We start from the raw sequence: 23,858 nt of genomic DNA on the forward strand, positions 1-23,858 counted from the left end.
CATTAAGGGCGCAGTGCTTCCAGCCTCTCGCGCTGCGTGCCATCCGCATTAAAGTTCTCCGCCGCTAGCCAGCGCTCGAAGCCCTGCTTCACCTGCGGCCATTCGCTATCGATGATTGAGAACCAGCAGGTATCGCGGCTGCGGCCTTTATAGACGATCGCCTGTCGGAATGTTCCCTCAAACTGGAATCCCAGGCGCCGCGCCGCGTTGCGTGAGGGCTGATTGCAGCTATCGCATTTCCACTCATAGCGGCGATAGCCCAACTGATCAAAGGCATAGCGCATCAGCAAATAATGCGCTTCTGTTGCCATGCGGGTTTGCTTGAGTAACGGAGAAAAAGCCACGTGCCCAACTTCCACCGAGCCGTGGGTAGCATCAATGCGCATCAACGCCAGGGTTCCCACCGCACGATTGCTGTGGCAATCGATCACCGCGAAATGCATCGGATCGCGACCGTTTTCCAGCTTGCGCACATAGGCAACATAAGCGGCTTCATCTGCAAAGGGTTCGGCGAACATATAGGTCCAGTCGCGACCATCACCCGCCTGCGCATAGGCGGCATACAATTCACCACCATGGCGTTGCGCATTCAGCGGCTCAAGGCGGCAATACTCCCCGGCGAAAGTTTCATAGCTCGGCCAGGCGCGGGGCTGCCAATCCGGCAAGGGTGCGCCGACAGGTTGTCCATAGGCATTGATGTAGTGCGACATTCCTCATTTCCTTTCTGTGTAAGGGCCTGAGAAGCAGAGTGCCACTTTGCTGGTGTGTTAAAAAGCGCCACAATGACGCAAATTGATGGATCCACGGAAACGCATAAATGAGTGACGTTGAACTGCATCAACTGTTGCTGGCCCCGCTGGAGCGAAAGGGCGAGCAGACGCTGCAACAACAGCTATTCCAGCGCATCAAACAGGCCATCCTGGCGGGCAAACTCACCGCAGGCACGCGCTTGCCCGCCACGCGCCAGCTGGCACTGGAAGTGGGCGTCTCGCGCAATACGGTGATTGCGGTCTGCGCGCAGTTGCAAGCTGAAGGTTTTCTACTGAGCGATCGTCAGGGCAGTCATATCACCCACATGGCGCAGTTGCCTGATGACCATGCGCAATACGTCAGCAGTGAGATCGCGTTGTCGCCGCGCATTGCCCAGCTGCGATCCAGCCATCGCACGTTCAGTCAGGAGATGGCGCTGCGGCCAGGCATTCCTTCGCTGGCCCATTTTCCGCTGGCGCAGTGGCGACGCGCGCTGAACCGGGTGATGTTGCATCAGCCACAGCAACTGCTGGGCTATGGCGATCCCCTCGGTGAGCGCACGCTGCGGGAAGCGCTGGCGCAACATCTTGCTCTGGCGCGTGGCGTTCGCTGTACGCCCGAGCAAATCGTGATCACCGAAGGCGCGCAGCAGGCACTCACGCTGTGCGTCGCGCTACTCAGCAACCCAGGCGACATTGGATGGGTTGAGGAGCCCGGATATCGCGGTGCAAAAGCCGCAATGCGCCTGGGCGATATGCGTATTGAGCCGGTAGCCGTTGATGCACAAGGGTTGGTCGCCGGGCCGGAAAAGTGGCAGCAGCGGACGCCGCGGCTGATTTACACCACGCCAACCCACCAATATCCTACCGGCGCGATCATGAGTGCCCCGCGCCGTCTGGCGCTGCTGGCGGCGGCACGTGAACATCAAACGTGGATTATTGAAGATGATTACGACAGTGATTTTCGCTACAGCGGTGAGCCGATCGCTGCCATGCAGGGCATGATGCAGCCCACGCCAGTGATCTATATTGGCTCCTTCAGTAAAACGCTGTTCCCCGCGCTGCGCCTTGGCTTCATGGTGATGCCCGCGCAGCTCATCGCGCCGCTACGCCCTGCTCTGCATGAACTGCTGCGCGGTGGCAATCGTCCCGAGCAGCAGGCTCTGGCACTGTTTTTACGCAGCGGCGACTTCAGCCGTCACCTAAGCAAAATGCGCCGGCTGTATCGTCAGCGCCAGGCAACGTTGCGCCAGGCCTTGCAGCACACTTTTGGCATGCAGGTGCCATTGCTGGGTGGGGATTGCGGAATGCATTTAGTGTTATCGTTAGCGGAGGAACACAACGATATGGCGATGGTGGATCGATTGATCCAGAGTGGTTTTGCGCCAGGTGCGCTATCAGGATTTTATCTTGGCGAGCAGAAGCAGCAAGGGCTGGTGCTGGGTTACGGTAACACCAGCACCAGCCAGATTATGGCAGGTGTTGCGCAGCTAGCGCGTCTGCTGCGCGGGGATTAACCGCGGAAGAAGATTTCACCCGATTTGCCCATTACGATCTTGCCGCTGTCATCGGTAATCAAAATGTAGTTGGCGTTGATATAGGCCCAATGTGTGCCTGGCTGCGGTGCCGGCAGATGACGCGGCTGCCATTCGACAATGGTGTACTGCTTTTTACGGTATTCGTCTGGCACCACATCGCCCACTTTGTACTCTTTGTAGTCGATGATAATGGTCGTCAGATCGTAATTGTTTGGTGCAGCAGCATCGCCGCTTTGCGGTGGACGAATAGGTGCTACATCGCCACTCGATTCGGCCGGTTCATTGCTGGCAGGTGCATCGGCAGTTGGCGCCTGTGTTTGTGCATCGGGTGCGGGCTGCTGCACCTGCGGCGGCGGTGGTACGTTATCCGTTTGCTCGCCTTCCGCCAGCGCGGCCGGAGTAAGGCTTAAAGCGCCCAGAAAAATTCCTGCAGAAAGAAGGGTGACGTGTGTCCTGCGCATTGGTGATTTCCACTCTGGTTAATTATTAACTGTCCAATTTACTGACAAGCGCAGCACGCTGAAGGTTCCCCCGGCGCGCCTGGCGCGTCAAATTTCGCTGCTCAGCATACCTCAGCTGAGGCGAATTTTGGCGCAGTAAAATTGCAAGCAACCATGTTAATGGCAATCACCGCCCCCTGCCAAAAACAGGGGGTGGCGAGCATTATTGATGAACAGGAATAACCGATCCCCGGTAATGCTGGTTAATAAATTCAGCGGTTTGCTTTGACTCAAGATCTTTCGCTAATTCGAGAATGCGTGGATCTTTAGCCAGCTTAGGTGTCGTTACCAGCACATTGGCGTAGGGGTTGTCCTTCGCCTGTTCCAGCGCCAGCGCATCCTTCGAAGGCACTAAACCCGCTTGCAAGGCGTAGTTGCCGTTGATGATCGCCAGCTGCGCGTCGTCCAGCGCGCGCGGCAGCTGCGGCGCTTCAACTTCAATAATCTTCAAATGGTGTGGATTGTCGGTAATGTCTGCGCTGGTCACCAGGGTGTTGGCGCGGGTGCTGTTCAGTTTAAGCAAACCATTGGCCTGCAGCAGATAAAGGGCGCGGCTCAGGTTGGTCACGTTGTTCGGCACCGCCACCTGTGCACCATCAGGCAGATCTTTCAATGATTTCACTTTGTGCGAATAGATGCCCAGCGGCTCAATATGCACGGTGGCAACCACCGAAAACGTCTCGCCTAGTGCTTTTTCCTGATCGCGCAAATAGGGAACGTGCTGGAAGTAGTTGGCATCCACATCCCCCCGCGCCAGCAGTTCGTTAGCGTTGAGGTTGCCGTTAAGCTCAATCACGTTAAGATCGAGCTTCTTGTCGGTTTGCTTGATGTGGTTGAGGATTTCACTGTGCGGTACCGCATCCGCCGCCACGCGCAATGCCGCCGCCGAAGCATAAGTGCTGAATACCGACATCATCGCTAACGCTGCTATCACCTTTTTATTCATGAGCTTCCCTTAGTTTCTTATGATTTAACGCTATGGAGAGTGTCAGCGTAATAACGCTGCGCCACGTCGCGATGCGATCGCAAACGCCCTTTGAGGTAGTTCCAGCCCACTTCGCGCAGCAGCGGATTGCTGGGATCGCTGGTGGGGCCGCGCGCCTCCGCCGCCAGCTCTGGTGGCAACGAGTAGAGCGGGACTTCGGCATCCAGTTGCGCACCAAGAAAGAAGGCGATTGATAGCCGCTCCTGACTGGCGGGTGGTGATATCACGCGGTGCACGGTAGCGCGCAGATAACCGTTGGTGGCAATTTCCAGCAGTTCGCCAATGTTCACCACGAACGCGCCCGGTTTTGGCAGCGCATCCACCCAATGGTCAGGCGTCACTTCCACCTGTAAACCCGGCTGATCGTCCTGCAACAAAAAGGTAAGAAACCCGGAGTCTTTATGGGCGCCAACGCCTTGCTGGCTGGCATCTGCCGCCTGACCGGGATAGCGAATAAGCTTCACATGTTCGTTGGGATGCGTACCGTACAGCGCATCGAATGCATCCGGCGGCAGCGAAAGAGACCGGGCAAAGGCGCGCAGTAAGCGCAGCGAAACCTGCGTCATCGCCTGCTGCCAGGCGTGGATCACCGGACGCAGCTGCGGCAGCGATTCCGGCCAGAGATTAGGCCCTTGCAATTGCTTCCACGCCGGATCGCCCGGCTGCAACGCCAGCGCCTCGCGCTCGGCACCAATATCAAATTGCTCGCGCTGATCGCGCTGCTCGCGGGTATATTCCACGCCCGCGCGGTTGTAGCCGCGAAAGTGCGGCGAGTGAATCATCGAGACGCGCTGTTTCTCGTCATCCGGCAATGCAAAGAAAGCCCGCGTGATACTTTGCACGTTCTGCAGCAGCTGCGGATTGATGCCATGATTAACCAGATAAAAAAAACCAACGTCACGTGCGGTTTCCCGCAGCTCGGCAAGATAGTGCGCCTGTTCAGCATCCGGCAATTCCAGCAGCGCTAAATCCAGTACCGGCAAAGTGGTTGCCATACTTTTTCATCCTTTATCGGGAAACGTTCGGTGTTTACGCTGCCATCTGTCGGCAATAGCAGCCAATACTGTTGTGCACTATGTTATGGCGAATGATTTTTAGGATAGGTTCAGCAATCGATATGCAAAAAGCGGTAAATCACGCCCGCTTCCCGCTATAATCGCCGCCATTAACTTGGGCATTGCCCTTATTGACAAAGCAGGAGACGCCGTATGAACCAGGGCCCATTAACGGAAAAAGAGCTGAACTGGCTTGAAGATATGCTGGAGAAATATGGCAATGAACACTCGGTGGTAGATACCGCCGAGCTGGATGGCATGCTGACGGCACTGCTTTCCGGCCCAAACGATATCGAACCGAGCGAGTGGTTGGTGGCAATGTGGGGCGGCAAAAAGCACATTCCTAAGTGGTCCAACGAGCGTGAAATGGATCGCTTTATGACGCTGACTTTCCAGCATCTCAACGACATTGCTGAGCGCCTGGCCGAATTCCCGGAGCAGTTTGATCCACTGTTCGGTACGCAAGAGATGGAAGGCCAGGAATTTACCGTGGTGGAAGACTGGTGCTACGGTTATTTGCGCGGCGTGGCGCTGGATGCGGATTGGTCGCTGCTGCCGGCATCCCTGCAGCCGATGATGGAGGCGATTACTCTGCACGGCAGCGAAGAGCAGCTGGCGAAGCGTGAAGCTTTCACGCCAGAAGAGTTTGAAGCCAGCATCGATGCGATTCGCCCTGCCGCGTTAGAGCTGCATGAATACTGGCAGGAACAGCGTATGGCGCAGCCGGATCCCGAGCCACAGTTACCGCACTTTGCCGGGGAAAAAACCGGACGCAACGATCCTTGCCCGTGCGGCAGCGGCAAAAAGTACAAGCAGTGCTGCGGTAAATAATCCCCGACACGCATGAATGGATACCCTACATAATCCCGTCGTAGGGTCGCCATTCATGGCGACCTGGTGCGCATAAATGCGCACCTTACGGAATCACAGCCGGTTTCACTTCGGTGACCCACGTTGGCAACTGCCACGCGCCGCCGGCGCGAATCGCGCGACACATGCCGGTGGTTGCATCACTACTTTGTACAAAATCTTTGCCATCCCACACCCACGCCGCCGTGCTCCAACAGTCGCCGATGCCGCGTCCTTTCTGTGCTTCCGCGATGACGCCTTCGCTGTAATCAGTACCTGAATCCGTTACCAGCTGCGGTTTGCCCTGTAACCTGGTGTCGATCAACCAAAAACCGTAGCCTTCGTTATAAGCACCGCGCCAGCACAGCGCGGCAATCAGCACGTGCGCACTGTCCACCGGCGTTAACGTCAGTGGCTCTGCGCCCTCTTCCGGCTGATCGTCGGAAGGCGCGAGATTGTCGCAGCTGTCATCATCGGTGAGAGACGCAATCAGCTTCGGTTTCAATAGCGCCAGCTCATCGGCAGTTAACGGGCGCGCATCGGCTTTCGCCACCTTCACCTGCTGAATCACCGGCATGGCCTGCGCCGCCGGAACGCTACTTTCCGGCTTATTTCCCTTGCGCACCAGGGCGCCCGGCGTGCTGAGACGTCCCTGCGCGTCATCCATTTTCAGTAGCGTCGCGAACGCGCCATTGCTGGAGAGATCGAACGGCTCTTCGCCACCGCGAAATTCCACCTTGCCGCTGTTTTTAATGGCGTTAATCAGCGCCTGAGTTTGCTCATCGGTCAGCGTCCATTCGTCATTTTCTGCTTTCGCTACCGCTCCCAACGCCCGATCGTCAATCCACAACGTTAGAGTATCAACCTGCTTCGAATCATCGTCGCCGGTATCGGCCAGCACTACGCGGCCATGCGTCGTCGCGTTTGGCCCGCCCGCACGCACCAGCAGCACCGAGCCACCTGCGCCCTCTTCGGCGCTGTAACCCGCCGCGCGACAGGTCAGCGTGTTATCGCAAGCCAGCTCCCAGTCTTTATGGCTAAAGGAGACACCATCTTGATCTGCCAACAACGGCGCACTCAAGCCGGCAAGCAACGACATCGCCAGCAGCAATCGGGTAAACATGCCATCTCTCCATAATGGTAAAGAGGGCTAGTGTGATGACTTTTGTGACGCGGGAGAAGTGAATTTTTTGCGGCGATGACTATTCCGTTACGCGTTGCGTCTCCGGCGCACGCGCCAGTAAACCTGCTGCCACCAGCACCGCGCATCCCACCGCTATAGCACCCGCCAGATACACCGATGCAATGCCAAAATGGCCCGCCAGCGCGCCAGCAACCGGACTGGTGATCGCCAGCGCGATATCAAGAAATGCCACATAAGCGCCCATCGCCAGGCTGCGCGTTTGCGGCGGCGCGCGACGTACCGCTTCCACGCCAAAGCCCGGAAACGCCAGCGAATATCCAAAGCCGGTTAGCGCTGCGCCGAGATACGCCACATTGGCACTCTCAGCTCCCCAAATCAGCAGCTGCCCCAGAGCTTCAATAATCACACACACCAACGCCACGCGTGCTCCGCCCAACTTGTCGGGGAGATGGGCAAAGAACAGACGCGCCACGATAAACGTAACGCCAAAGGCGGTGAAAGCCAGCGACGCGTTGCCCCAGGATTTAGCCGCAAACAGCAGCGCGATAAAAGCGGTGATCATGCCAAATCCCACGCTGGCCAGCGCCAAACCCAGGCCCGGCCGCCAAACCGCCCCCATGACTTTATAAAATGGCGTACGCGTTGTTGCCGTCGGCTGGACGCCGCGCTGACGGCTGATAAACAGCAGCGGTAACAGAGGGATGAGGATGATGGCTACAGCAATACCGCTAAAGTGCCAGGCGTGATAAACGGCCACGCCAAGCGGTGCGCCCAGCGCCCACGCGCCATAAATCGCAATGCCAATCCACGCCATCACTTTGCCCGCATTGCCCGGCCCTACCAAACCTAATCCCCAGCCGAGTGCACCTGTGGCTATCAGGCTCTCTCCCAGCGCCAGCACCACCCGGCCCAGCAGCAAAATAGCTACCGACGTGTGGGTTTGATGAATGAACAGCAGCGACAGCAGGTAGATGCAACCCGAGCTGGCAATGACCAGCAGCCCGGCAATCACAGCACGTTTCGGTCCGCGCATATCGGCAAAATTTCCCGCCCAGGCACGCGTCAGCAGCGCGGCAATAAATTGCGCACCGATCACGGCGCCAATCATGAGCGTATCCATGCCGAGGTTTTGTTGCAGATGCAGCGGCAGTACCGGCAGCTGCATCCCCATGGTGAGAAACGAAATAAATACCGCCAGCGAGAGTGGCAGCAACGTCATAAATACAGTGGATTTCATGATGGTATTCCGGAAAGCTGTCGCTTAAGCCGCGACAGCCAACGATTAAATATGGGTGTAATAAGCGGGGTTGTTGAGTTCCGTCAGCAGATCGGGGCCGGTTGGCATCCAGTCAAGCAGTGCGCGCGTTCGTACGCTCGATACCGCCATGTTGCCGGCCGCCATGTTCGCGAACCAACCAAAATGCTCACGTTCGCGCGCCTCGGCAGGCAGGCCAAGTTGCTGGGCCAGTGCCTGCGCAATAGCCTGGAACGGCACGGCCTGATCTGCAACGGCATGGTAAACACGCTCGGTTACCCCTTGTTCCAGTGCCAGGCGATAAACGCGCGCGGCATCACGGCGATGCACACCCGACCAAAGGTTTTGCCCATCGCCATACCATGCTGAAACGCCGGTTTCACGGGCCAGCCGCACCAGGATCGGGATAAAACCGTGATCGCCGAGGCCATGTACGGAAGGTGCCAAACGCACCGCCGCCACGTGCACACCTCGCTGAGAAAGCACATTGGCTGCGGCTTCCGACTGGCGTGGTGAGACCGGTTTGGGCTGATCCAGCTCCGTTGCGCCGCTCGCCATGCCTGATAAACCGGACGTCACCAGCAGCATGCGATCGGAGCCTTCAATTGCCGCGCCCAGCTGCTCAATCACGCGTCGATCCTGCTCGCAATTCTCCACGAAACGGGAGAAATCGTGGTTGAAAGCGGTATGAATCACTGCATCGGCGTTTTGCGCAGCGTGGCGCAGAATATCGCTATCCTCCAGCGAGCCGTGAATCACGTGAGCACCGGCTGCCGCCAGCGCCCGGGCTTTATCTGTGGAACGTGCCAGACCAGAAACTTCATGGCCTGCTGCGATCAGATCTTCCACCACCGCTGAGCCCACCCAGCCGGTGGCACCGGTTACGAATACATGCATGGTCTGTTCTCCTGAAAATGATAAACGCGAGTGTTTCGTCGTTTTCATATGATGCAGGGAGAAAAACCGCGGCGCTAATCGCATTGGATTTCAGATAAAAGCGTGAAAAAAAGCCTTATGGAAAAGTAGGTTACGCTCAATAACACCCGCTTAACTCGCGTTAAGGTTCAGGTTTATAGCGCTGCCACAATTTGTTGTCGCAGCCATTGCTGTGCCGGATCGCGATGCAAACGCTCGTGCCACAGCAGCAAAATATCAAAGCCTTCAATGTCGAGCGGCGGCGCTATAACCGTGAGCTGTTGAGCATGACGTACCAGACGCTCAGGCAGCACCGCAACGAGATCGCTATTTGCTAAGACATCCAGCATAAACAGAAAATGTGGCACCGAGAGCGCCACGCGGCGACTTCGCCCCCGCTTTGCCAGCGCGCGATCTGTCGCCGCAGTGAACCCACCACCATCCGGCGACACCATGACAAACTCCAGCTCGCAAAACTCATCGAGCGTTGGAGGCCGTTGCAGCTGTGGGTGATTGCGCCGTCCTGCCAGCACATAACGCTCGCTAAACAATTTACGCTGATGCAGCGTTGGCGGCGCGTTGTCACCGGTATGAAACACCAAATCCAGCTCGCCCTTTTCCAGCTGCTGCGCGACCTGCGGTGGATTAAGGGCAAATATCGCCATACGACTGAGCGGTGCCGCAGCACGGACCAAATTCAATGCGGGCAGGATCAGCGCTGAGGACATGTAATCGGTGGCGGCGAGGCGCCAGGTCACATCCGCAATGGCTGGGTTGAAAGCATCCGGCGGCGCGACCGCGCGCTCCACCGCCTCCAGCGCCAGACGCAACGGCTCGCGTAACGCCTCAGCGCGTGCGGTTGGCAGCATGCCGCGCGGACCGGGCAACAGCAGCGGATCGTCAAACAGTAGCCGCAGCCGCGCCAGCTGGGCGCTGACTGAAGGTTGTGAGAGATGCAGACGCTGCGCCGCACGCGTAACGTTGTGCTCGCTTAACAGTACATTGAGCGTCTGCAACAGATTCAAATCCAGTGAGTTGATATTCACCCTTTCTATACCTGAGATATCAGCAATTGATTTCCACTATAGTCAGCGCGGCCGTAATCTGCAGCTGTTTTCATCTCACAGGATTAAGCCATGAATATACTGATTGTGTATGCCCATCCGGAACCGCACTCACTTAGCGGTTCACTTAAAGATTTTGCGGTACAACATCTGCTGCACGCTGGACATCAGGTGCAGGTTTCCGATCTCTATGCCATGCAGTGGAAAGCGCAGCTCGACGCCAGTGATACGCACGCCCCGCTGGTCGGCAGTCATTATGATGCCACTGTGGATTCACGCTTCGCCTACGATCATCAATTGCAAGCTGCGGATATCGCCGCCGAGCAGGAAAAACTGCGCTGGGCCGACACGGTGATCTTCCAGTTTCCGCTGTGGTGGTTTTCCATGCCGGCCATCATGAAAGGTTGGTTTGATCGTGTTTACGCTAACGGCTTTGCCTACGGCGTGGGCGAGCACAACGACCAGCATTGGGGCGATCGTTACGGTGAAGGCAATCTCAGCGGCAAACGCGCCATGCTCGTGGTGACGACCGGCGGCTGGGAATCGCACTACAGCCCGCGCGGCATTAATGGCCCGATAGACGCGTTATTGTTCCCCATCCATCATGGCATGCTGTTTTATCCTGGCTTTAGCGTGCTGCCACCGCTGGTTTTCTATCGGGTGCAGAAATCAGCGCAGGAGCGTTTTGCCGGCTGGTGTGATGCGCTAGCAACGCGTTTAGATACGTTGGCCGAAACGGCACCGATTGCCTATCGTCAGCAGAACGGCGGCGATTATGCGATACCTGCGCTGACGTTAAAGGATGAATTTGCGCCGGAAGAGCGCGGTTTTGATGTGCATGTGAAGAAGTGAACTGCGGCAGGCTCTGCGGGGAGCCTGTCTTTATTCGTACAACCAGCGCCCCACTTTTGCCGATTCAATTAACATTCCCAGCGTAAAATCAGGCACCACCGGCACGTCGCGCTTATTGAACGGGTTGAGAATTTGCACCAGCGAAGGCTCAGCGGGATAGTAAGTTTCGATGACAAACTCTCCGCGCTCTACGCTGAATTCATTGAAGAATTCGTCCATCAGAGCAGCGGCTTCCTCGCGCTCAAAGTTGAGATCGCTATCAATATCAATCTGCGGTGTCAGCGTCTTTTGCTTAAACAGGTAGACGCCGTCGTAACGTCGCACCAGCTCGTAGATACGCTGCTCGATTTCATCTGTCATAGCCTCTGCACCTCCACTGATTCACCGGAGCGCCATTCTGCCATGCAAACTTGTCAGCAGGATGAAAAAAAAGTTCAAACAGAGAATTTTGAGACAAAGGGAGAAATATCGGAGCGAAGCGGGGTTTTTACAACATCCATAACAGGCGTCTGGATAGGCTCAACGCGTATCGCCAGCGACCTACGCTTATATCTAAAATGCAGTGTTTAGTGGAGTTGATAGCGATTTATAACCTGCTGCGCCACGAATTTTTATCGTTGATTCAATCCCTGCCAGAGATCGTCTGAAGAATGTGCAATCGCTGGCACTTCATCTAATCACTCAACGCAATAATGACGTTCTCGAGAAAAAGTCGTGCAGTAAACCCCCATGCTGTGGGTGAGAACTCCCCCTCAGCAAGGTTAGAAAAAACCAGATTGAGTTCGTTTTCATCCGGATAGGATTCTAACAATTGATGTGCTTCGCGAATGGTTTCCTGAATAGCTTTGGTATTTTCAACGTTTTTGTAGGCGGCTAATATTTCATAAAAATCTTCACCAAATAAATCATAATCCTGACCAAAAAAGACCCGCACCAAAACGCCAAGATGATCGAACTTTGTATTCATATGATCCCCTATTTTATTATCGGGTATGCTGTGAGGATATAATATGGTTGGCCATTATATACTTTCTTTAATAAAACTACGCGAGCACTGCTTGTCATCACTTTTGTTGTACTTCCCTGTCGAAAACCAAAGCCAATAGTATTTCCTGTGCTATGTGTCAATTCAAGAACATTTGCTGATGATGAGTTGCTAGCCCATTGCTTAACAGTGTGCCGGTTAACTTTTAATGTTTGACTTATGACTTTCTCTGCAACCTGTAAATCGGTGAACGTAGAGGCCGATTGCATGCCAGAGCTTTTCCCCAAACGCTGCAATAATTCCTCTGATGATTTACCCACATGCCTTGCAATTGTGTGCCCACCACCTTGAATACCACTAACTGCTTCATGTTTAGAGAGATTAATTTTTCCGGAGTGAACCGAAGCCACTCTGGCTGCGCCCATTATCGCCGCAAATCCCAGAGGTACGGCAACATTTACAGCTAGACCTATCTTGTATGCAGTATTTTCATCAGCACCAAATTCCTTAGCTAAGGCCTCTGCTGCACGATGTGTCGCACTTCGCGTATTCAGCCCTGTGATAACTCTATCAGCAGCCGTTTTAACAGCATCCATACTGTGGGCACCAACAGCAACGCAACCCACTTTCGTCAGCCCAGTTGGTTCAGGTACAGCACAAAGTGTCGCTGCCCCAGCCATTTCAGCGACGCCTAAAACAAAATCCAGACTACCCCATACTCGATTGCTGAGTGTTTCGTCTTCTGTTACAGATTTATCAGAAATCACCGCCGCCAACTGAACGGGCGTTAGAGCAACAATTAAACCTTCCGTCATAATTAAGCTCATCCAATGATATAAAAATGATATTAAATCCTAGGTCCAACGTACCAGCACTCACTTCTAATACATGATATTTTATCAAAACCTAAAAAATAACTTTTAAGCCTTCAAGTTAGTCAGAGTGGTAAATAAAACCTATTATTACTTCTCCGTTCTTGCCTAAAAATGTTACCCGCGTTTTGGTATAGATGTCATAGCCTACCTTCAGATGCTGCCATTTTTTTATCATTTCATGCAATGTTCTACCTTTTAATCTCATGCAACAAAACCTTCTAACTCGCAAAGAGTTAAGACATAGATTTTTGAACCTTTCATTCAAGAAAGAATAGGTGATTATGTGTTCTTCCTTTTAGCGATTCCTTTACCAACTCATGTCGCTTGGAATTGGATTGTTATTTTTCTACTACGTAGAAACAAATCGTAAGATTCAAAATTTATAAGTTATTAGTTCCTGTAAGATTACCTATAAATTTGATGAAGCATGAATTTCTCTCAAGAGCTTTTATTGTTCGCTCAAAGAATTCTCATACCTTCGCCAGCACACAACAAACCGATATTTGAATCCTAACTAAATTAGTCAAGCACACGTTAGGGTCATTATGTTTAATGCGACCAAAAATGGGTGAAAGTTGCCTGCTTTATAACAAGTTTTCGTGCGGAATTAGGGTAATTGGCGGGATCAGCCATCCTGATATTTTGGGATTTTGCGGTTTAGGATTTCCGGCAGGATGTGCCGCGCTTAGCAAAGCAGCCGTTGAGATGGGATATTTTCTGCAATCAATTGTGGAGTAAAGGCATGGTCTTATGGAGTCGCCCACGGCGGGGGAATTTGAAATGAATAAAACATTAGCCACTATTTTATTGTGCCTGGCTGCGGCTAAGGCGTCAGCCGTGCAGGTAACGCTAACTGATGTTGAGCGTGTGGAGAAAGGGAGAACTACCCTATGCATTTACACAGGGCATAACTTAACCCGTACTGTTGAAGTGCCAGCAAGTGAGAATTGCAAGGCAGCGAGGACTTTTGATACGAAGGAATAATTACCTGGGTGGAAATATTTCTTTTGAATTTATTGTAAAGAAACTCAAATCCTAATTTTTCTTCAACAAATACCCCTTCTTTATCCGTGAAATACCACTTAAATGGGCAAGAACAATCCCCCGATCAAAAAATAAAAAAAAAGTGCTGAGCGGTTGACACTAAATGCAAGCCTTACCGGGTGCGGATCAAGGAATTTTGCCACCCGGTAATGACGATTTTTTAGTGAAAATCAACTCTTGTTAAGAAGAGATTGCTGACTAGAATACTCATCATCTTGTAGCTCAACCTCCCACTACCCCCAATATATTGGGTTTTTCAGCATACTTGCGCACACAGGTTGGCATGTATGAATTTAAATTGCATAGTCGGAGACACTTTAAAATCGATATTAATCAAGAGCGAAGTGGAGTTAACGCAAGCGAGAGGTATGAAGGTTAAACAGGAAAAACGCCAAGTATTTTCCCCTGTAAATTTAACCCCTATTTTTTTATACATGTGTTTTAAAGCGCTTTAAAGGCCCTATAAACGGTTGACGATGTCCAACTAGGTATACGTCAAAAGTTACCAGAAAAGCCCGGAGAATCGATCTGACGAACGCTGGGAGCAGAAAATGTACATAACCGGAAGATTAAAGATGTGCATTGTGAAATGACGTGGTAGCATTGGCATTCTGGTGATCATGAATGCCAGAAACGAAAAAGCAGCTATCAGGCAAAAAGGTTTCCAGGCCCGCCCGATAGCTGCTCATGCTCCAGTTCAGAGACTGAAGCGGCTCAACCAAATTTTCAGATCTGGTTAAGTCGTTGCGGAAGACTACGGCTAAATTACGTAGATTTCCAGAAGATTTTGGATTCTTGCAAATCTTACTTACATCTCTGTTCTAGGTTGATCCGTAGCAAAATGGAGAAAACTCTATGAATTCTAAAGATTTTAATCAGCGTAAAGTTACCGATGATTACGCACCTGAACAAGCCCGCATCAAGTTAGCTTCCTTCTTCGAAGGACATCCATCAGCTTTAGAAGCCGTTCAAGCGCTCAACCGCACACAAGCTTGTGTACTTGCAGCCTTATTGGACAGAAAATCGATTACCACATCAGGCTATACAATCCCGGCTGATTATGGTGTTAAGCGTGCCTCTGCTGTGATTCATGCATTAGAGAAGGAATACTCATTCCCGATCTCCAGTCGCCGCGTAGAAACTGAATCGGATGTTGGAAATCGAACAAAGCAATCACTGTTCTTTATTACTGATGAAGATCAGGAAAGGTTAAAAGCTGAACCGGAAGTAGTCTTTAAAGAACGTCATGACAGTGCCTGCCGCAAGAAGGAAAGTCAGGCTCAGAAAGACATTAAACGCTTGGTAAAAGAATACGGAGAAGAAGGTGTTCTAGAGCTTCTTAAAAGAGCTGCCAACGATGATGCAGGGCCTGATTCAAACGCTGGGTAAAATTAATCATAGCTGGGGCTGAAGCCCCAGCTTATTTAGGTATAAAAAAGACGATCCTAAATTTCACCTGAGCTCATGTAATTTTTTCCTTTCTCCCCTACCTATCCCCACTCATCAGAAATTACTCACCTAAAGCGTTGTGACGAGGTTATAGCCTATCGAACGTATAAACCCACTCTTCATCTACTCAGGTCTTGCATTCCTTTCCTTTACTAACTACTGTTTATTTATACAGCTTTTAAGTGGTGGTTTTATGGGCAACAAGAATGGTTTTGATCCTAGTGTAACAAGAGGCGTTCAAGTCTATTGGGAAAGAGCCGAACGGGTGACAGTAGTGCACTCAGGCGGCTTTCTGGACAGAGTTGATCAGGGTTCAGTAGTTCTCTTTGAAACTAAGCGTGAGGGTGAAGAACGGATGTTTTGTTTTGGTCGCACCACGAACACAGCTTATTGGTTCGTGATGCATCAGCCTGTGTCGATTTTTGAGGTAGGTAACTGGTTCAATCATCATCAGATGATGTTAGATGCACATAATGGTGATCTAGATGAGTTCTGCGACATACAAAGAGAGTTGCCCTTCTGAAGGCAATAGAAGCCATAAAGTCCCGTTGGTGGTACTAGCAACAAGCGGAGCGTAGCGACTTCATCAACTGTCCAGATTGATCACAACCTTATCAGGATAACCCTGTACCGTTAGGAGCGTGGCTGAGACGCTGGCAGAGCCTGCATTTCGTGTGCAGGTACGTTTACCACCATAGACCTGTTTTGGGGCTGAACAACGCTACACATCGGGACATCGGGCTTGAATGCGTGCGATCAAACTGTTTTGGGATATTTAGAGACGTGGGCAACGTCATAGCTGTTCAAGTTGAGAAACTGTACGTGTTTGAAGCTTGGAACGACACGCCGCTATGAGTTAGTATTCCCGAAGATCTACCACTACTAACTAAGCGGCAATTCTTGGTGAAAGACTTATTACATTTCTTACATGCAAGAGAGATAGAATTTTAATTCTAACTCACTGTTTTATAAGAAATTAAAGTGAATGGTGCCGAAGGTCGGACTCGAACCGACATGTATCTCTACGGTTGATTTTGAATCAACTGCGTCTACCGATTTCGCCACTTCGGCACTGAAGGGATGCGGAAAACGTTGGGGATTATACCGTTACGCGCAAAGTGCGCAACTGGAATCGTTGCGGATGTGCGCTAAGCGTTGAAAAAATCAGCACTCCGCGCTCAACTGCCTGTAAAATCATCAATCGAGCATGAGTTTTACCTCGCTCTTCCACTCCTACCCGTTTCAATGCCCGATAAAACCAAGAACTGTCTCATTCTCCTGTTATCCGTCGTGCTCTCAGGAACTTTCTTAAAGCAAACCTCTCTTAACCAAAACTGACGCAGTCAGAACATAAAAGACAACGAGGTTGAGATGAAATTACAACGCATGATTTGGGGATGTGGCATCGCGGCAGCACTGGTTGCGGGGAGCGCATCGGCGGCGAGTTGGCAGGATCAGCTAAGCAGCGCGGCATCACAGCTTTCGCAGCAGAATAGCAGCACCGCGGGTAGCGCTAACGCGCAGAACGGCGGGCTGTCGCTCTCTTCTGTTACGGGCCTGCTGAACGGCGGCGATAAAGCAGTGAGCGCCAATAGCATGACCAACGCTGCGGGCGTGATGTCCTATTGCGTGCAGCATAACGTGGTGGATAACAACGTGACGTCGGTGAAGGATCAGGTGCTGAGCAAGCTTGGCTTAAGCAGCCCTGCCGCGCAAGCGCAGAAAACCGATTATCAGCAGGGTGTACAAGGTTTGCTGAATACCGGCAACGGCCAGCAGCTGAATCTGCAAAGCCTGAGCAGCTCACCGATGGGCGAGAAGCTGAAAACCAAAGCCTGCGATGTGGTGCTGAAGCAGGGTAAAAAATATATCGGCATGTAAGGACGCGCCGGTATCAAGGCGCGAGCTGTCCCTCGCGCCTTTTCTTTATTTAAACGCATCTCGCGTTTCGCGCGCCGTTCTTTGCAACAGCGCGAATGCCTGCTCTGGCGAGCGAATATTGGTGTAACCAATCACTAATCCATAGCGCTTCTGCGTCTGCATATACCAGCCGGAAAGCGGCAGTACGCGGAGTTGATGCCGCTGCCAGATTTCTGCCAACGCTTTGTCCTGCGTGCCGCGACGCAAAAAGGCGACAATGTGCATGCCGCCATCCGTGAGTTCGAAATCAAACATTTCCGGAAAGCATTGCTGTAGTGCATCCAGCATCATGCGGCGTCGCTGCTGATACAAAATGCGCATTTTCTTAATATGACGATAAAAGTGACCTTCGCTGAGGAACTGCGCCAGAATCTTTTGCGGCAGCAGCGACATGCCGGTTTCAAGGATTTCACCTAACTCGTTGAAACGCGCAATGGTCTCTTTCGGCATCACCAGATAGCCAACGCGCATCGCTGGCATCATGGTTTTGCTGAAGGTGCCGGTGTAAATCACGCGATCGTGTACATCCAGGCTTTTCATCGCCGGAATCACTTTGCGCGTGTAATGAAACTCGCCATCGTAATCATCTTCAATAATCCAGCTGTCGTGCTGTTGTGCCCACTCCAGCAGCTGATGTTTGCGGGGCAGCGATAAAGTGACCGCCAGCGGACTGTGATGCGTAGGCGTCACGATGGCGAAACGTGCATCCGGGTGATAGCGCAGCAGATAATCAACATCCATCCCCTGGCGATCGACTGGCACATAATGCAGATTTGGGGCGATGCGCTTCAGTAATTTTTGGCCAAAGAAATAGCCAGGATCTTCAAACAGCACTTTATCGCTCGGCTGCGCCAGCACAGCCAGAATCAGCCGCAGGTTGGCGCGATAGCCGCTGGTGATAAAGATCTGTTCCGGCTGGCAGTTGAGCCCGCGAGAAATACTCAGATAGCTGGCGATCGCCTCGCGCAGCGGCTGATAACCCATGACCGGTGGCAAGATCATCTCCTCTGGCCGCAGCGTACGTGCAGCCTTGCCGGATATAAGCAGCCACTTCTTGTGCGGAAACTCATCCAGAGCAGGAATGCCAAGTCGCAGTTCACCTTTGCTCTCACGCGGAGAATTTTCGCTGGCCGGTGGCGCGGAAACGGCTGCTTTTTCCGACGCTGTAGCCAGAAGCAGCTGTGGATTGACGCATGTGCCCTTCGCGCCCTGGCTGACGAAATATCCTTCGCCGATGAGGATTTCATAGGCGGCTTCTACCGTTTTGCGCGCTACCTGCAATTCACTCGCCAGCGTACGAATGGCTGGCACACGATCTCCTGGCTTTAACCGCCCTTCAAGAATGTGCTGACGATACCGCGCATAAATTTCTTTGTATCCCACGCTATGTCCTACCTATTTTAACGGTTTTTGGCCCTTTCAGCTCAGACATAGAAGTTTATGATGTCCCCTATCAACCACGCAATGCGTGGCGAGCCATTAAACGTTTATTCTGCAAGAGGAAAGCAACATGACATCGCGCGTTAATCACTTCAAAACCGTACCTGCTTTAGTTAAAGCCATGTCCGAACTCTCAACGGCTGTCGGCAACACATCGCTGGAAGCCTCACTGAAACATCTGGTCGATCTGCGCGCTTCGCAGCTCAACCAGTGCGCCTTTTGTGTGGATATGCATGTAAAAGAGGCCAAACTGCACGGCGAGCGCGAACTGCGTTTGCATCATGTGGCTATCTGGCGCGAATCTCCGCTGTTTACCGCCAAAGAGAAAGCGGCGCTGGCGCTGACCGAAGCGCTTACGCGTCCGGGCGACCACGGCATTGAGGATGCGTTATATAGCGAAGTGCGCGAGCACTTCTCCGAAGTCGAAACCAGTGAACTGACATTCTGCATCGCCACCATCAATACCTGGAATCGCCTGATGGTGCTTTCACGCATGACTCCCGGCGCATTTGATAGCGCGTATGGCCTGGATCGCGCTGATTTGCGTTAATTTTTACCACCCGCAGTGCAAGCTGCGGGTGGCACCATGTTCATCTGCGCTGTCGGAGGCTATAGTGGGTTTTTGCACCACATAGGACAGCGCACATGAAAGGCATCAACATTGCGATTTACTTCGATCCCGACCAGATTCACATCTGCGTTCACCAGCAGGATGACAGCTATCTCAGCCAAACTTTCATTTACGACGACAGCGTAATTGAAGAGATTTATCAATGGCTGGAGCAGTTCACACCGAATCGCACCCACATTTGCCTGATTGAGCACGATACCGCTGATGTCCTTGCCGATGAACTGGTGGATAACGGTTATCACGTCCATCAGGTGACGCAACACGATCTCCTCACCTGGTTCGCCAACGAGCCACCCGCCGAGCCCGACGGATCCCCGGTACGCGCGCTGCTGCGCTATCTGCAAAACGAGCAGCCGTCTGAATATCAGTCCCGCACGCCGCAGATTGAAGCGCTGATGGATTTGCTGGATGAGTTGGACGATCTTGAAGGTGTCGATGAAGTCGAAGATGAAGACAATCTGCCGGATGATGTACTGCGCCTGATGAAGCAGAAGAAGATCACTGCGCAAGACGCGGCGCAGCGATTGCTGCCGGATGTGAATGAGCGTATTCGCGAGCACTTAATCAACTATCCCGAACTGATGACGCCCGAACTGCTGGAGGATTTCTTCCCCGAGCTGATCGAAGCGCTGGATACGCCGAAGCACTGATATTCGGTATTTCGGTACGCAGAGATTTCTCTGCAGATCCCTCCCTGGTCGCCATAAATGGCGACCCTACGTTGTTGGATTGCCGTTATTGTAGGGTCGCCATTTATGGCGACCTGGAAATTTGAGGAATTTTCATGCTGGAGCTTTTTAAAGCCATCGGGCTGGGATTGGTGGTGATTTTGCCGCTGGCCAATCCGCTCACCACCGTTGCGCTGTTTCTTGGCCTTGCAGGCGATATGAATTTTCAGGAGCGTAATCGCCAGGCGATGCAGGCCTCGATCTACGTATTCCTGATCATGATGGTGGCGTGGTACGCCGGCAGCGCGGTGTTGCACACGTTTGGTATCTCGATTCCCGGCTTGCGTATGGCGGGCGGGCTCATTGTGGCATTTATCGGTTTTCGCATGCTGTTTCCGGCGAAACCTGTTGGGCATTCGGTTGAGGCCAAACACAAGCAGGATGAACTGGACGCCACCGATAACACACGCGAAACCGTGAATATCGCCTTTGTGCCGCTGGCGATGCCGAGCACTGCGGGGCCAGGCACCATTGCGATGATCATCAGCTCGGCTTCCACGGTAAAAGCCGGCGTCGATTTTCCTGCGTGGGTGGTGGCGGTCGCGCCGGTGCTGACGTTTCTGGCTGTGTCTGTGATTCTATGGATTTCACTGCGCAGTTCTGGCGCCATTATGAAGCTGGTTGGTAAAGGTGGGATCGAGGCGATTTCACGTTTGATGGGCTTTTTGCTGGTGTGTATGGGCGTGCAGTTCATCATTAACGGCGTGTTAGAAGTGATTCACACTTTCCATTAAACCGTCTTATAAAACCAGGTCGCCATGAATGGCGACCCTACAACCGCGTAGGGTGCGCATTCATGCGCACCTGGAATTACAATATTACTTCAACGTCTTACGAACTTCCGCTACCTGATCTTTGGTCACCGCCGGCGCATGGTTGCTCCAGCCCTGACGAATGAAGGTCGCCAGTTTCGCCACTTGGTCATCATCCAGACGCTTAGCAAAATCCGGCATCGCCAGGGTTGATGGCGCCTTCGCGGTCGATGGCTGCTGCGCACCGGCCAAAATGGTGTGGATCAAACCACTGGGATCTTTAGCATTAACGATCGTCGCCTGATCCAGCTCCGGGAAGATCCCCGGCGCGCCTTTACCGGTGACAAAGTGACACGCACCGCAGTTGTCGATGTACAAACGCTCCCCTTCCGACAGGCCTTTCGCCGCCGTTAGTTTCGCTTCCGTCGCCTGCTGCTGCTGCACGTTGTACGCCTGCAGCGGCGGATTACCACCGAGGAACTTAAGATAGGCTGCAATCGCTTTCAGATCCGCATCCGTCATGTGCGAGCTGGAGTGCTCAATCACCGACTTCATCTCACCGCCTACCGCGGCCTTGTCGTTACGTCCGGTTTGCAGGTAATCGACGATCTCCTGTTCACTCCAGCGCGGCACACCGCGCAGCGACGGCACATCCCAGTTGTTCAGGCTGCCACCGGCAAGGAACCGATCGTCGCCGCTATCCAGCGCTTTCTCGTTCATGCCGAGACCGCGCGGCGTATGGCAGCTGCCGCAGTGGCCAAGGCTTTCGACGATATAAGCCCCGCGATTCACCTCTTCCGATGCGCCACCAATCGGCTGGAACGGTTTATCTGAGGTGAATGCCCAGTTCCAGAAGCGCATACCCCAACGCTGGCTGAACGGGAAGCTGAGATCGGTTTCCGGCGGCTGCTCGCTGCTCGGCTTCACGCCCTTCATAAAGTAGACGTAAAGCGCGTGCATATCGGCATCTGAGATTTTGGCGTAATCCGGATACGGCATTGCGGGATAAAGGCGTGAACCGTTCGGCAGCACGCCTTTGCGCACCGCGTCCGAGAACTGCTGCTCGCTATAGTTGCCGATACCGTGCTCTTTGTCCGGCGTGATGTTGGTGGAGTAAATGGTGCCAAGATTCGACTCAATCGCCAAACCGCCGGCGTAATCCGCTTTGCCCGCCACGGTATGGCACGCCATACAGTCGCCGAGGCGCGACAGGTATTCACCCTGCTTGATCAATTGAGCGTCATCTTCCGCGTGAGCCTGCAGGACAAAGCTGCCCAGCAGCACGGCGTTGGCGATTAACAATGATTTTAATTTCATGCGCTTATGCCTGTACCAGTGGGCCGGGATTTTTCAGATAATGTTCTTTGATGGCTTGTGCCGCCATCAGGGTGATCGCGCCGATGGTATCGGTCGGGTTCGCCTGGAAGTTTTGCGGGAAGGCGTTGCCGCCCGGCACAAACACGTTATGAACATCCCAGCTCTGCAGGTATTTGTTCAGTGCAGAGGTTTTCGGGTTATCGCCCATCACCGCGCCGCCCACGTTGTGGGTCGAGACATATTTGGTGAGGTCAAAGTCAGCGCCCATCGGCAGGAAGCTCATGCTCATGCTGTCCGGATTCAGCTCTTTGGCGATGTTGCCGACGATACCTTTCAAGTGCTGTTGCAGCTTAAGTTCGTTCTCTTTCCAGTTGAAGGTCATGCGCAGCAGCGGCTGGCCGCGATGATCGGTGTAGTGCGGATCGAGATCCAGATAGATATCGCGATACGACTGACAGGTGGTGGTAATGCTGATCTTCATGGAATGGTTGTACCACTGCTCGAGACCTTCCTTGTAGCCCATGCCCCAGCTCGGCGTACCTTTCGGCAGTGAGGTGGCGATTGGCGTGCCGGTAGCCTGCGAACTGTGGATCTTCGCGCCGCCGAGGAAACCCAGTCCTGGGCCGTCGAAATTGCCTGGTGAGATGTCATTGAACATCTGCCCGGTGGCACCCGCGGTAGCGAAAGAGTTGAAGTTTTTATCCTTGAAGAACAGCGTTGCGCCGCCGTTTGACAGGAAGGCGTAGTTACGCCCCACCACACCCTCTTCGGTGATCGGGTTATACGGCTTGCCGATACCGGACAGCAGCATCAGACGCACGTTGTAGAGCTGGAAGCTGGAGAGCACCACGATTTTGGCCGGCTGGAACACTTCGTTGCCATCCACATCGTAGTAAATTACGCCCTTCGCGGTTTTCTGATCGTCATGCAGCACCACTTTCACCACTTCCGCGTGCACTTCGTAAGAGAAGTTCGGCATGCGTTTCAGCGCATCCATCACTGCCGTTTGCGGTGAGGCTTTGGAGTAGTTCAGGCACGGATATTTCGAGCAGTAACCGCAGTAGTTGCACGGGGCGATCTGGTTGCCGTACGGGTTTTTCCACGCGCGCGATACGCACGCAGAAGGGTTCGGGAACGGGTGATAACCAAGCTTGGTCGCCGCTTCTTTGAACATCACGTTGTTCAGCGTGTCTTCCAGCGCGGGCAGCGGATAAGGTTCTGAACGCGGGCCTTCAAACGGATCGCCACCTTCCAGAATCTGACCGCGCAGGTTGCCGGTATTACCGGATTGTCCGCAGATCAGCTCAAACTTGTAGTAATACGGCTCAATCTCCTCCCAGGTGAACGGGAAGTCCATCACGCGCATATCTTCCTGCAGGATGCCCGGCTTGTAGGCCTCATCCACGTAGGTTTTCAGCTTCAGATCGGTTGGCGTTGGACGAATCAGCACCGCCGTCCAGTGCATACCCGCGCCGCCCACACCGGTGCCTGGCGCAAACGCGCCCCACTTGCGGGTCGGTAACGCCGTCTGGCTGCTGTTGTAACGCACGGTGACCGCCACTTCTTTGGGCGTCGCGAACACTTTGTTACGCACGTTGTAAGCGTATTCATCAGCCGGTTTCGGATAGGCGAAATCCGGGTAATCGCGCTCGCCGCCGCGCTCTAAGGCGCGCACTTCCAGTCCGGCCATTGCCAGTTCGATACTCATTAGCGAGCCGGCCCAGCCGAGGCCGCATACGACAACGTCGACTTCTTTCTTTGTAATCTGTGCCATGTTAATCCTGTCTCACAAACCAAAAACGGGGGTGTGC

At 53.2% G+C, this 23,858-nt stretch carries 22 protein-coding genes, 1 tRNA gene and 1 pseudogene; 9 read left to right on the forward strand and 15 right to left on the reverse strand.

The window, feature by feature from the left end:
- Positions 1–2: 2 nt before the first annotated feature.
- Complete coding sequence (locus tag AAGR08_RS15925) at positions 3–710, reverse strand: GNAT family protein (protein WP_345827326.1); 708 nt, start codon at positions 708–710, stop codon at positions 3–5.
- Between the two features lie 107 nt (positions 711–817).
- On the opposite strand from AAGR08_RS15925, the gene AAGR08_RS15930 reads away from it, so the two are divergent.
- Positions 818–2,266: a PLP-dependent aminotransferase family protein gene (locus tag AAGR08_RS15930; protein ID WP_097095030.1), complete on the forward strand. Its 1,449-nt coding sequence runs from the start codon at positions 818–820 to the stop codon at positions 2,264–2,266.
- Here AAGR08_RS15930 and AAGR08_RS15935 read toward each other — a convergent pair.
- The 3 genes from AAGR08_RS15935 to AAGR08_RS15945 form a co-directional block, all read right to left on the reverse strand.
- Positions 2,263–2,748 carry an RcnB family protein gene (locus AAGR08_RS15935; protein ID WP_345827327.1) on the reverse strand — a complete coding sequence of 162 codons (486 nt, stop codon included), beginning with the start codon at positions 2,746–2,748 and terminating at the stop codon, positions 2,263–2,265. The genes AAGR08_RS15930 and AAGR08_RS15935 overlap by 4 nt on opposite strands.
- A gap of 202 nt (positions 2,749–2,950) precedes the next feature.
- Positions 2,951–3,733 carry a MetQ/NlpA family ABC transporter substrate-binding protein gene (locus AAGR08_RS15940; RefSeq protein ID WP_345827328.1) on the reverse strand — a complete coding sequence of 261 codons (783 nt, stop codon included), beginning with the start codon at positions 3,731–3,733 and terminating at the stop codon, positions 2,951–2,953.
- A gap of 17 nt (positions 3,734–3,750) precedes the next feature.
- On the reverse strand, positions 3,751–4,767 hold the full coding sequence (locus AAGR08_RS15945; protein WP_345827329.1) for an isopenicillin N synthase family oxygenase: 1,017 nt from the start codon (positions 4,765–4,767) through the stop codon (positions 3,751–3,753).
- Positions 4,768–4,980: 213 nt separating this feature from the next.
- Between AAGR08_RS15945 and AAGR08_RS15950 the strand changes: the two genes are divergently transcribed.
- Entirely contained in the window at positions 4,981–5,658 is a 678-nt protein-coding gene (locus AAGR08_RS15950) for a YecA family protein (protein ID WP_345827330.1), read from the forward strand.
- A gap of 85 nt (positions 5,659–5,743) precedes the next feature.
- Here AAGR08_RS15950 and AAGR08_RS15955 read toward each other — a convergent pair whose 3' ends face one another.
- From AAGR08_RS15955 to AAGR08_RS15970, 4 genes and pseudogenes are all read right to left on the reverse strand, one after another.
- On the reverse strand, positions 5,744–6,799 hold the full coding sequence (locus AAGR08_RS15955; RefSeq protein WP_345827331.1) for a DUF1176 domain-containing protein: 1,056 nt from the start codon (positions 6,797–6,799) through the stop codon (positions 5,744–5,746).
- Between the two features lie 79 nt (positions 6,800–6,878).
- A pseudogene (locus AAGR08_RS15960) lies at positions 6,879–8,063 on the reverse strand (arabinose transporter); the annotation flags it as partial.
- A 39-nt stretch (positions 8,064–8,102) separates the two neighbouring features.
- Complete coding sequence (locus tag AAGR08_RS15965) at positions 8,103–8,972, reverse strand: SDR family oxidoreductase (protein ID WP_345827332.1); 870 nt, start codon at positions 8,970–8,972, stop codon at positions 8,103–8,105.
- A 173-nt stretch (positions 8,973–9,145) separates the two neighbouring features.
- Positions 9,146–10,036: a LysR family transcriptional regulator gene (locus tag AAGR08_RS15970; protein ID WP_345827333.1), complete on the reverse strand. Its 891-nt coding sequence runs from the start codon at positions 10,034–10,036 to the stop codon at positions 9,146–9,148.
- Positions 10,037–10,126: 90 nt separating this feature from the next.
- On the opposite strand from AAGR08_RS15970, the gene AAGR08_RS15975 reads away from it, so the two are divergent.
- Positions 10,127–10,906 (forward strand): NAD(P)H-dependent oxidoreductase, encoded by a 780-nt coding sequence (locus tag AAGR08_RS15975; protein WP_345827334.1) that lies wholly within the window; start codon positions 10,127–10,129, stop codon positions 10,904–10,906.
- Between the two features lie 30 nt (positions 10,907–10,936).
- Here AAGR08_RS15975 and AAGR08_RS15980 read toward each other — a convergent pair whose 3' ends face one another.
- The 3 genes from AAGR08_RS15980 to AAGR08_RS15990 all read right to left on the reverse strand — a co-directional run bounded on the left by AAGR08_RS15980 (position 10,937) and on the right by AAGR08_RS15990 (position 12,706).
- Entirely contained in the window at positions 10,937–11,266 is a 330-nt protein-coding gene (locus AAGR08_RS15980) for a DUF1493 family protein (RefSeq protein WP_345827335.1), read from the reverse strand.
- Between the two features lie 313 nt (positions 11,267–11,579).
- Complete coding sequence (locus AAGR08_RS15985; protein WP_345827336.1) at positions 11,580–11,873, reverse strand: contact-dependent growth inhibition system immunity protein; 294 nt, start codon at positions 11,871–11,873, stop codon at positions 11,580–11,582.
- An 8-nt stretch (positions 11,874–11,881) separates the two neighbouring features.
- Positions 11,882–12,706, reverse strand: a complete 825-nt coding sequence (locus AAGR08_RS15990; RefSeq protein WP_345827337.1) for an RNase A-like domain-containing protein — start codon at positions 12,704–12,706, stop codon at positions 11,882–11,884.
- 1,959 nt (positions 12,707–14,665) lie between these two features.
- Here AAGR08_RS15990 and AAGR08_RS15995 point away from each other — a divergent pair.
- Together AAGR08_RS15995 and AAGR08_RS16000 are read left to right on the forward strand one after the other, a co-directional pair.
- Positions 14,666–15,199 carry a hypothetical protein gene (locus AAGR08_RS15995; protein WP_345827338.1) on the forward strand — a complete coding sequence of 178 codons (534 nt, stop codon included), beginning with the start codon at positions 14,666–14,668 and terminating at the stop codon, positions 15,197–15,199.
- A gap of 253 nt (positions 15,200–15,452) precedes the next feature.
- Complete coding sequence (locus AAGR08_RS16000; RefSeq protein ID WP_345827339.1) at positions 15,453–15,782, forward strand: hypothetical protein; 330 nt, start codon at positions 15,453–15,455, stop codon at positions 15,780–15,782.
- 463 nt (positions 15,783–16,245) lie between these two features.
- On the opposite strand, the gene AAGR08_RS16005 is transcribed toward AAGR08_RS16000, so the two are convergent.
- A tRNA-Leu gene (locus AAGR08_RS16005) sits at positions 16,246–16,330 on the reverse strand.
- A 300-nt stretch (positions 16,331–16,630) separates the two neighbouring features.
- Between AAGR08_RS16005 and AAGR08_RS16010 the strand changes: the two genes are divergently transcribed.
- Positions 16,631–17,140 (forward strand): DUF2501 domain-containing protein, encoded by a 510-nt coding sequence (locus tag AAGR08_RS16010; RefSeq protein WP_097095043.1) that lies wholly within the window; start codon positions 16,631–16,633, stop codon positions 17,138–17,140.
- Positions 17,141–17,185: 45 nt separating this feature from the next.
- Here the strand turns inward: AAGR08_RS16010 and AAGR08_RS16015 are convergent, their stop codons facing one another.
- Positions 17,186–18,562 (reverse strand): PLP-dependent aminotransferase family protein, encoded by a 1,377-nt coding sequence (locus tag AAGR08_RS16015; protein WP_345827340.1) that lies wholly within the window; start codon positions 18,560–18,562, stop codon positions 17,186–17,188.
- A gap of 127 nt (positions 18,563–18,689) precedes the next feature.
- Here AAGR08_RS16015 and AAGR08_RS16020 point away from each other — a divergent pair, with 127 nt between their 5' ends.
- From AAGR08_RS16020 to AAGR08_RS16030, 3 genes are all read left to right on the forward strand, one after another.
- Positions 18,690–19,169, forward strand: a complete 480-nt coding sequence (locus AAGR08_RS16020; protein ID WP_097095045.1) for a carboxymuconolactone decarboxylase family protein — start codon at positions 18,690–18,692, stop codon at positions 19,167–19,169.
- 95 nt (positions 19,170–19,264) lie between these two features.
- Complete coding sequence (locus AAGR08_RS16025; RefSeq protein WP_097095046.1) at positions 19,265–19,900, forward strand: hypothetical protein; 636 nt, start codon at positions 19,265–19,267, stop codon at positions 19,898–19,900.
- A 134-nt stretch (positions 19,901–20,034) separates the two neighbouring features.
- Positions 20,035–20,712, forward strand: a complete 678-nt coding sequence (locus AAGR08_RS16030) for a MarC family NAAT transporter (RefSeq protein WP_097095047.1) — start codon at positions 20,035–20,037, stop codon at positions 20,710–20,712.
- Positions 20,713–20,796: 84 nt separating this feature from the next.
- Here the strand turns inward: AAGR08_RS16030 and AAGR08_RS16035 are convergent, their stop codons facing one another.
- Both AAGR08_RS16035 and AAGR08_RS16040 read right to left on the reverse strand, forming a co-directional pair.
- On the reverse strand, positions 20,797–22,047 hold the full coding sequence (locus AAGR08_RS16035; protein ID WP_345827341.1) for a cytochrome c: 1,251 nt from the start codon (positions 22,045–22,047) through the stop codon (positions 20,797–20,799).
- A gap of 4 nt (positions 22,048–22,051) precedes the next feature.
- Positions 22,052–23,821 carry a GMC family oxidoreductase gene (locus AAGR08_RS16040; RefSeq protein WP_097095049.1) on the reverse strand — a complete coding sequence of 590 codons (1,770 nt, stop codon included), beginning with the start codon at positions 23,819–23,821 and terminating at the stop codon, positions 22,052–22,054.
- Positions 23,822–23,858 lie beyond the last annotated feature (37 nt).

This window comes from Pantoea sp. BRR-3P, from assembly GCF_039621635.1.
In the GTDB taxonomy this organism is placed as follows: Bacteria; Pseudomonadota; Gammaproteobacteria; order Enterobacterales; family Enterobacteriaceae; genus Pantoea; species Pantoea floridensis.

What these genes read in the sequence shown, in the direction of transcription:
- AAGR08_RS15965 (WP_345827332.1), bottom strand. Translation starts at nt 8,972, where the DNA reads ATGCATGTATTCGTAACCGGTGCCACCGGCTGGGTGGGCTCAGCGGTG.
- AAGR08_RS16000 (WP_345827339.1), top strand. Translation starts at nt 15,453, where the DNA reads ATGGGCAACAAGAATGGTTTTGATCCTAGTGTAACAAGAGGCGTTCAA.
- AAGR08_RS16040 (WP_097095049.1), bottom strand. Translation starts at nt 23,821, where the DNA reads ATGGCACAGATTACAAAGAAAGAAGTCGACGTTGTCGTATGCGGCCTC.
- AAGR08_RS15935 (WP_345827327.1), bottom strand. Translation starts at nt 2,748, where the DNA reads ATGCGCAGGACACACGTCACCCTTCTTTCTGCAGGAATTTTTCTGGGC.
- AAGR08_RS15925 (WP_345827326.1), bottom strand. Translation starts at nt 710, where the DNA reads ATGTCGCACTACATCAATGCCTATGGACAACCTGTCGGCGCACCCTTG.
- AAGR08_RS16030 (WP_097095047.1), top strand. Translation starts at nt 20,035, where the DNA reads ATGCTGGAGCTTTTTAAAGCCATCGGGCTGGGATTGGTGGTGATTTTG.
- AAGR08_RS15985 (WP_345827336.1), bottom strand. Translation starts at nt 11,873, where the DNA reads ATGAATACAAAGTTCGATCATCTTGGCGTTTTGGTGCGGGTCTTTTTT.
- AAGR08_RS15930 (WP_097095030.1), top strand. Translation starts at nt 818, where the DNA reads ATGAGTGACGTTGAACTGCATCAACTGTTGCTGGCCCCGCTGGAGCGA.
- AAGR08_RS16025 (WP_097095046.1), top strand. Translation starts at nt 19,265, where the DNA reads ATGAAAGGCATCAACATTGCGATTTACTTCGATCCCGACCAGATTCAC.
- AAGR08_RS15995 (WP_345827338.1), top strand. Translation starts at nt 14,666, where the DNA reads ATGAATTCTAAAGATTTTAATCAGCGTAAAGTTACCGATGATTACGCA.
- AAGR08_RS16020 (WP_097095045.1), top strand. Translation starts at nt 18,690, where the DNA reads ATGACATCGCGCGTTAATCACTTCAAAACCGTACCTGCTTTAGTTAAA.
- AAGR08_RS15950 (WP_345827330.1), top strand. Translation starts at nt 4,981, where the DNA reads ATGAACCAGGGCCCATTAACGGAAAAAGAGCTGAACTGGCTTGAAGAT.
- AAGR08_RS15980 (WP_345827335.1), bottom strand. Translation starts at nt 11,266, where the DNA reads ATGACAGATGAAATCGAGCAGCGTATCTACGAGCTGGTGCGACGTTAC.
- AAGR08_RS15990 (WP_345827337.1), bottom strand. Translation starts at nt 12,706, where the DNA reads ATGACGGAAGGTTTAATTGTTGCTCTAACGCCCGTTCAGTTGGCGGCG.
- AAGR08_RS15955 (WP_345827331.1), bottom strand. Translation starts at nt 6,799, where the DNA reads ATGTTTACCCGATTGCTGCTGGCGATGTCGTTGCTTGCCGGCTTGAGT.
- AAGR08_RS16035 (WP_345827341.1), bottom strand. Translation starts at nt 22,047, where the DNA reads ATGAAATTAAAATCATTGTTAATCGCCAACGCCGTGCTGCTGGGCAGC.
- AAGR08_RS15940 (WP_345827328.1), bottom strand. Translation starts at nt 3,733, where the DNA reads ATGAATAAAAAGGTGATAGCAGCGTTAGCGATGATGTCGGTATTCAGC.
- AAGR08_RS16010 (WP_097095043.1), top strand. Translation starts at nt 16,631, where the DNA reads ATGAAATTACAACGCATGATTTGGGGATGTGGCATCGCGGCAGCACTG.
- AAGR08_RS15975 (WP_345827334.1), top strand. Translation starts at nt 10,127, where the DNA reads ATGAATATACTGATTGTGTATGCCCATCCGGAACCGCACTCACTTAGC.
- AAGR08_RS15945 (WP_345827329.1), bottom strand. Translation starts at nt 4,767, where the DNA reads ATGGCAACCACTTTGCCGGTACTGGATTTAGCGCTGCTGGAATTGCCG.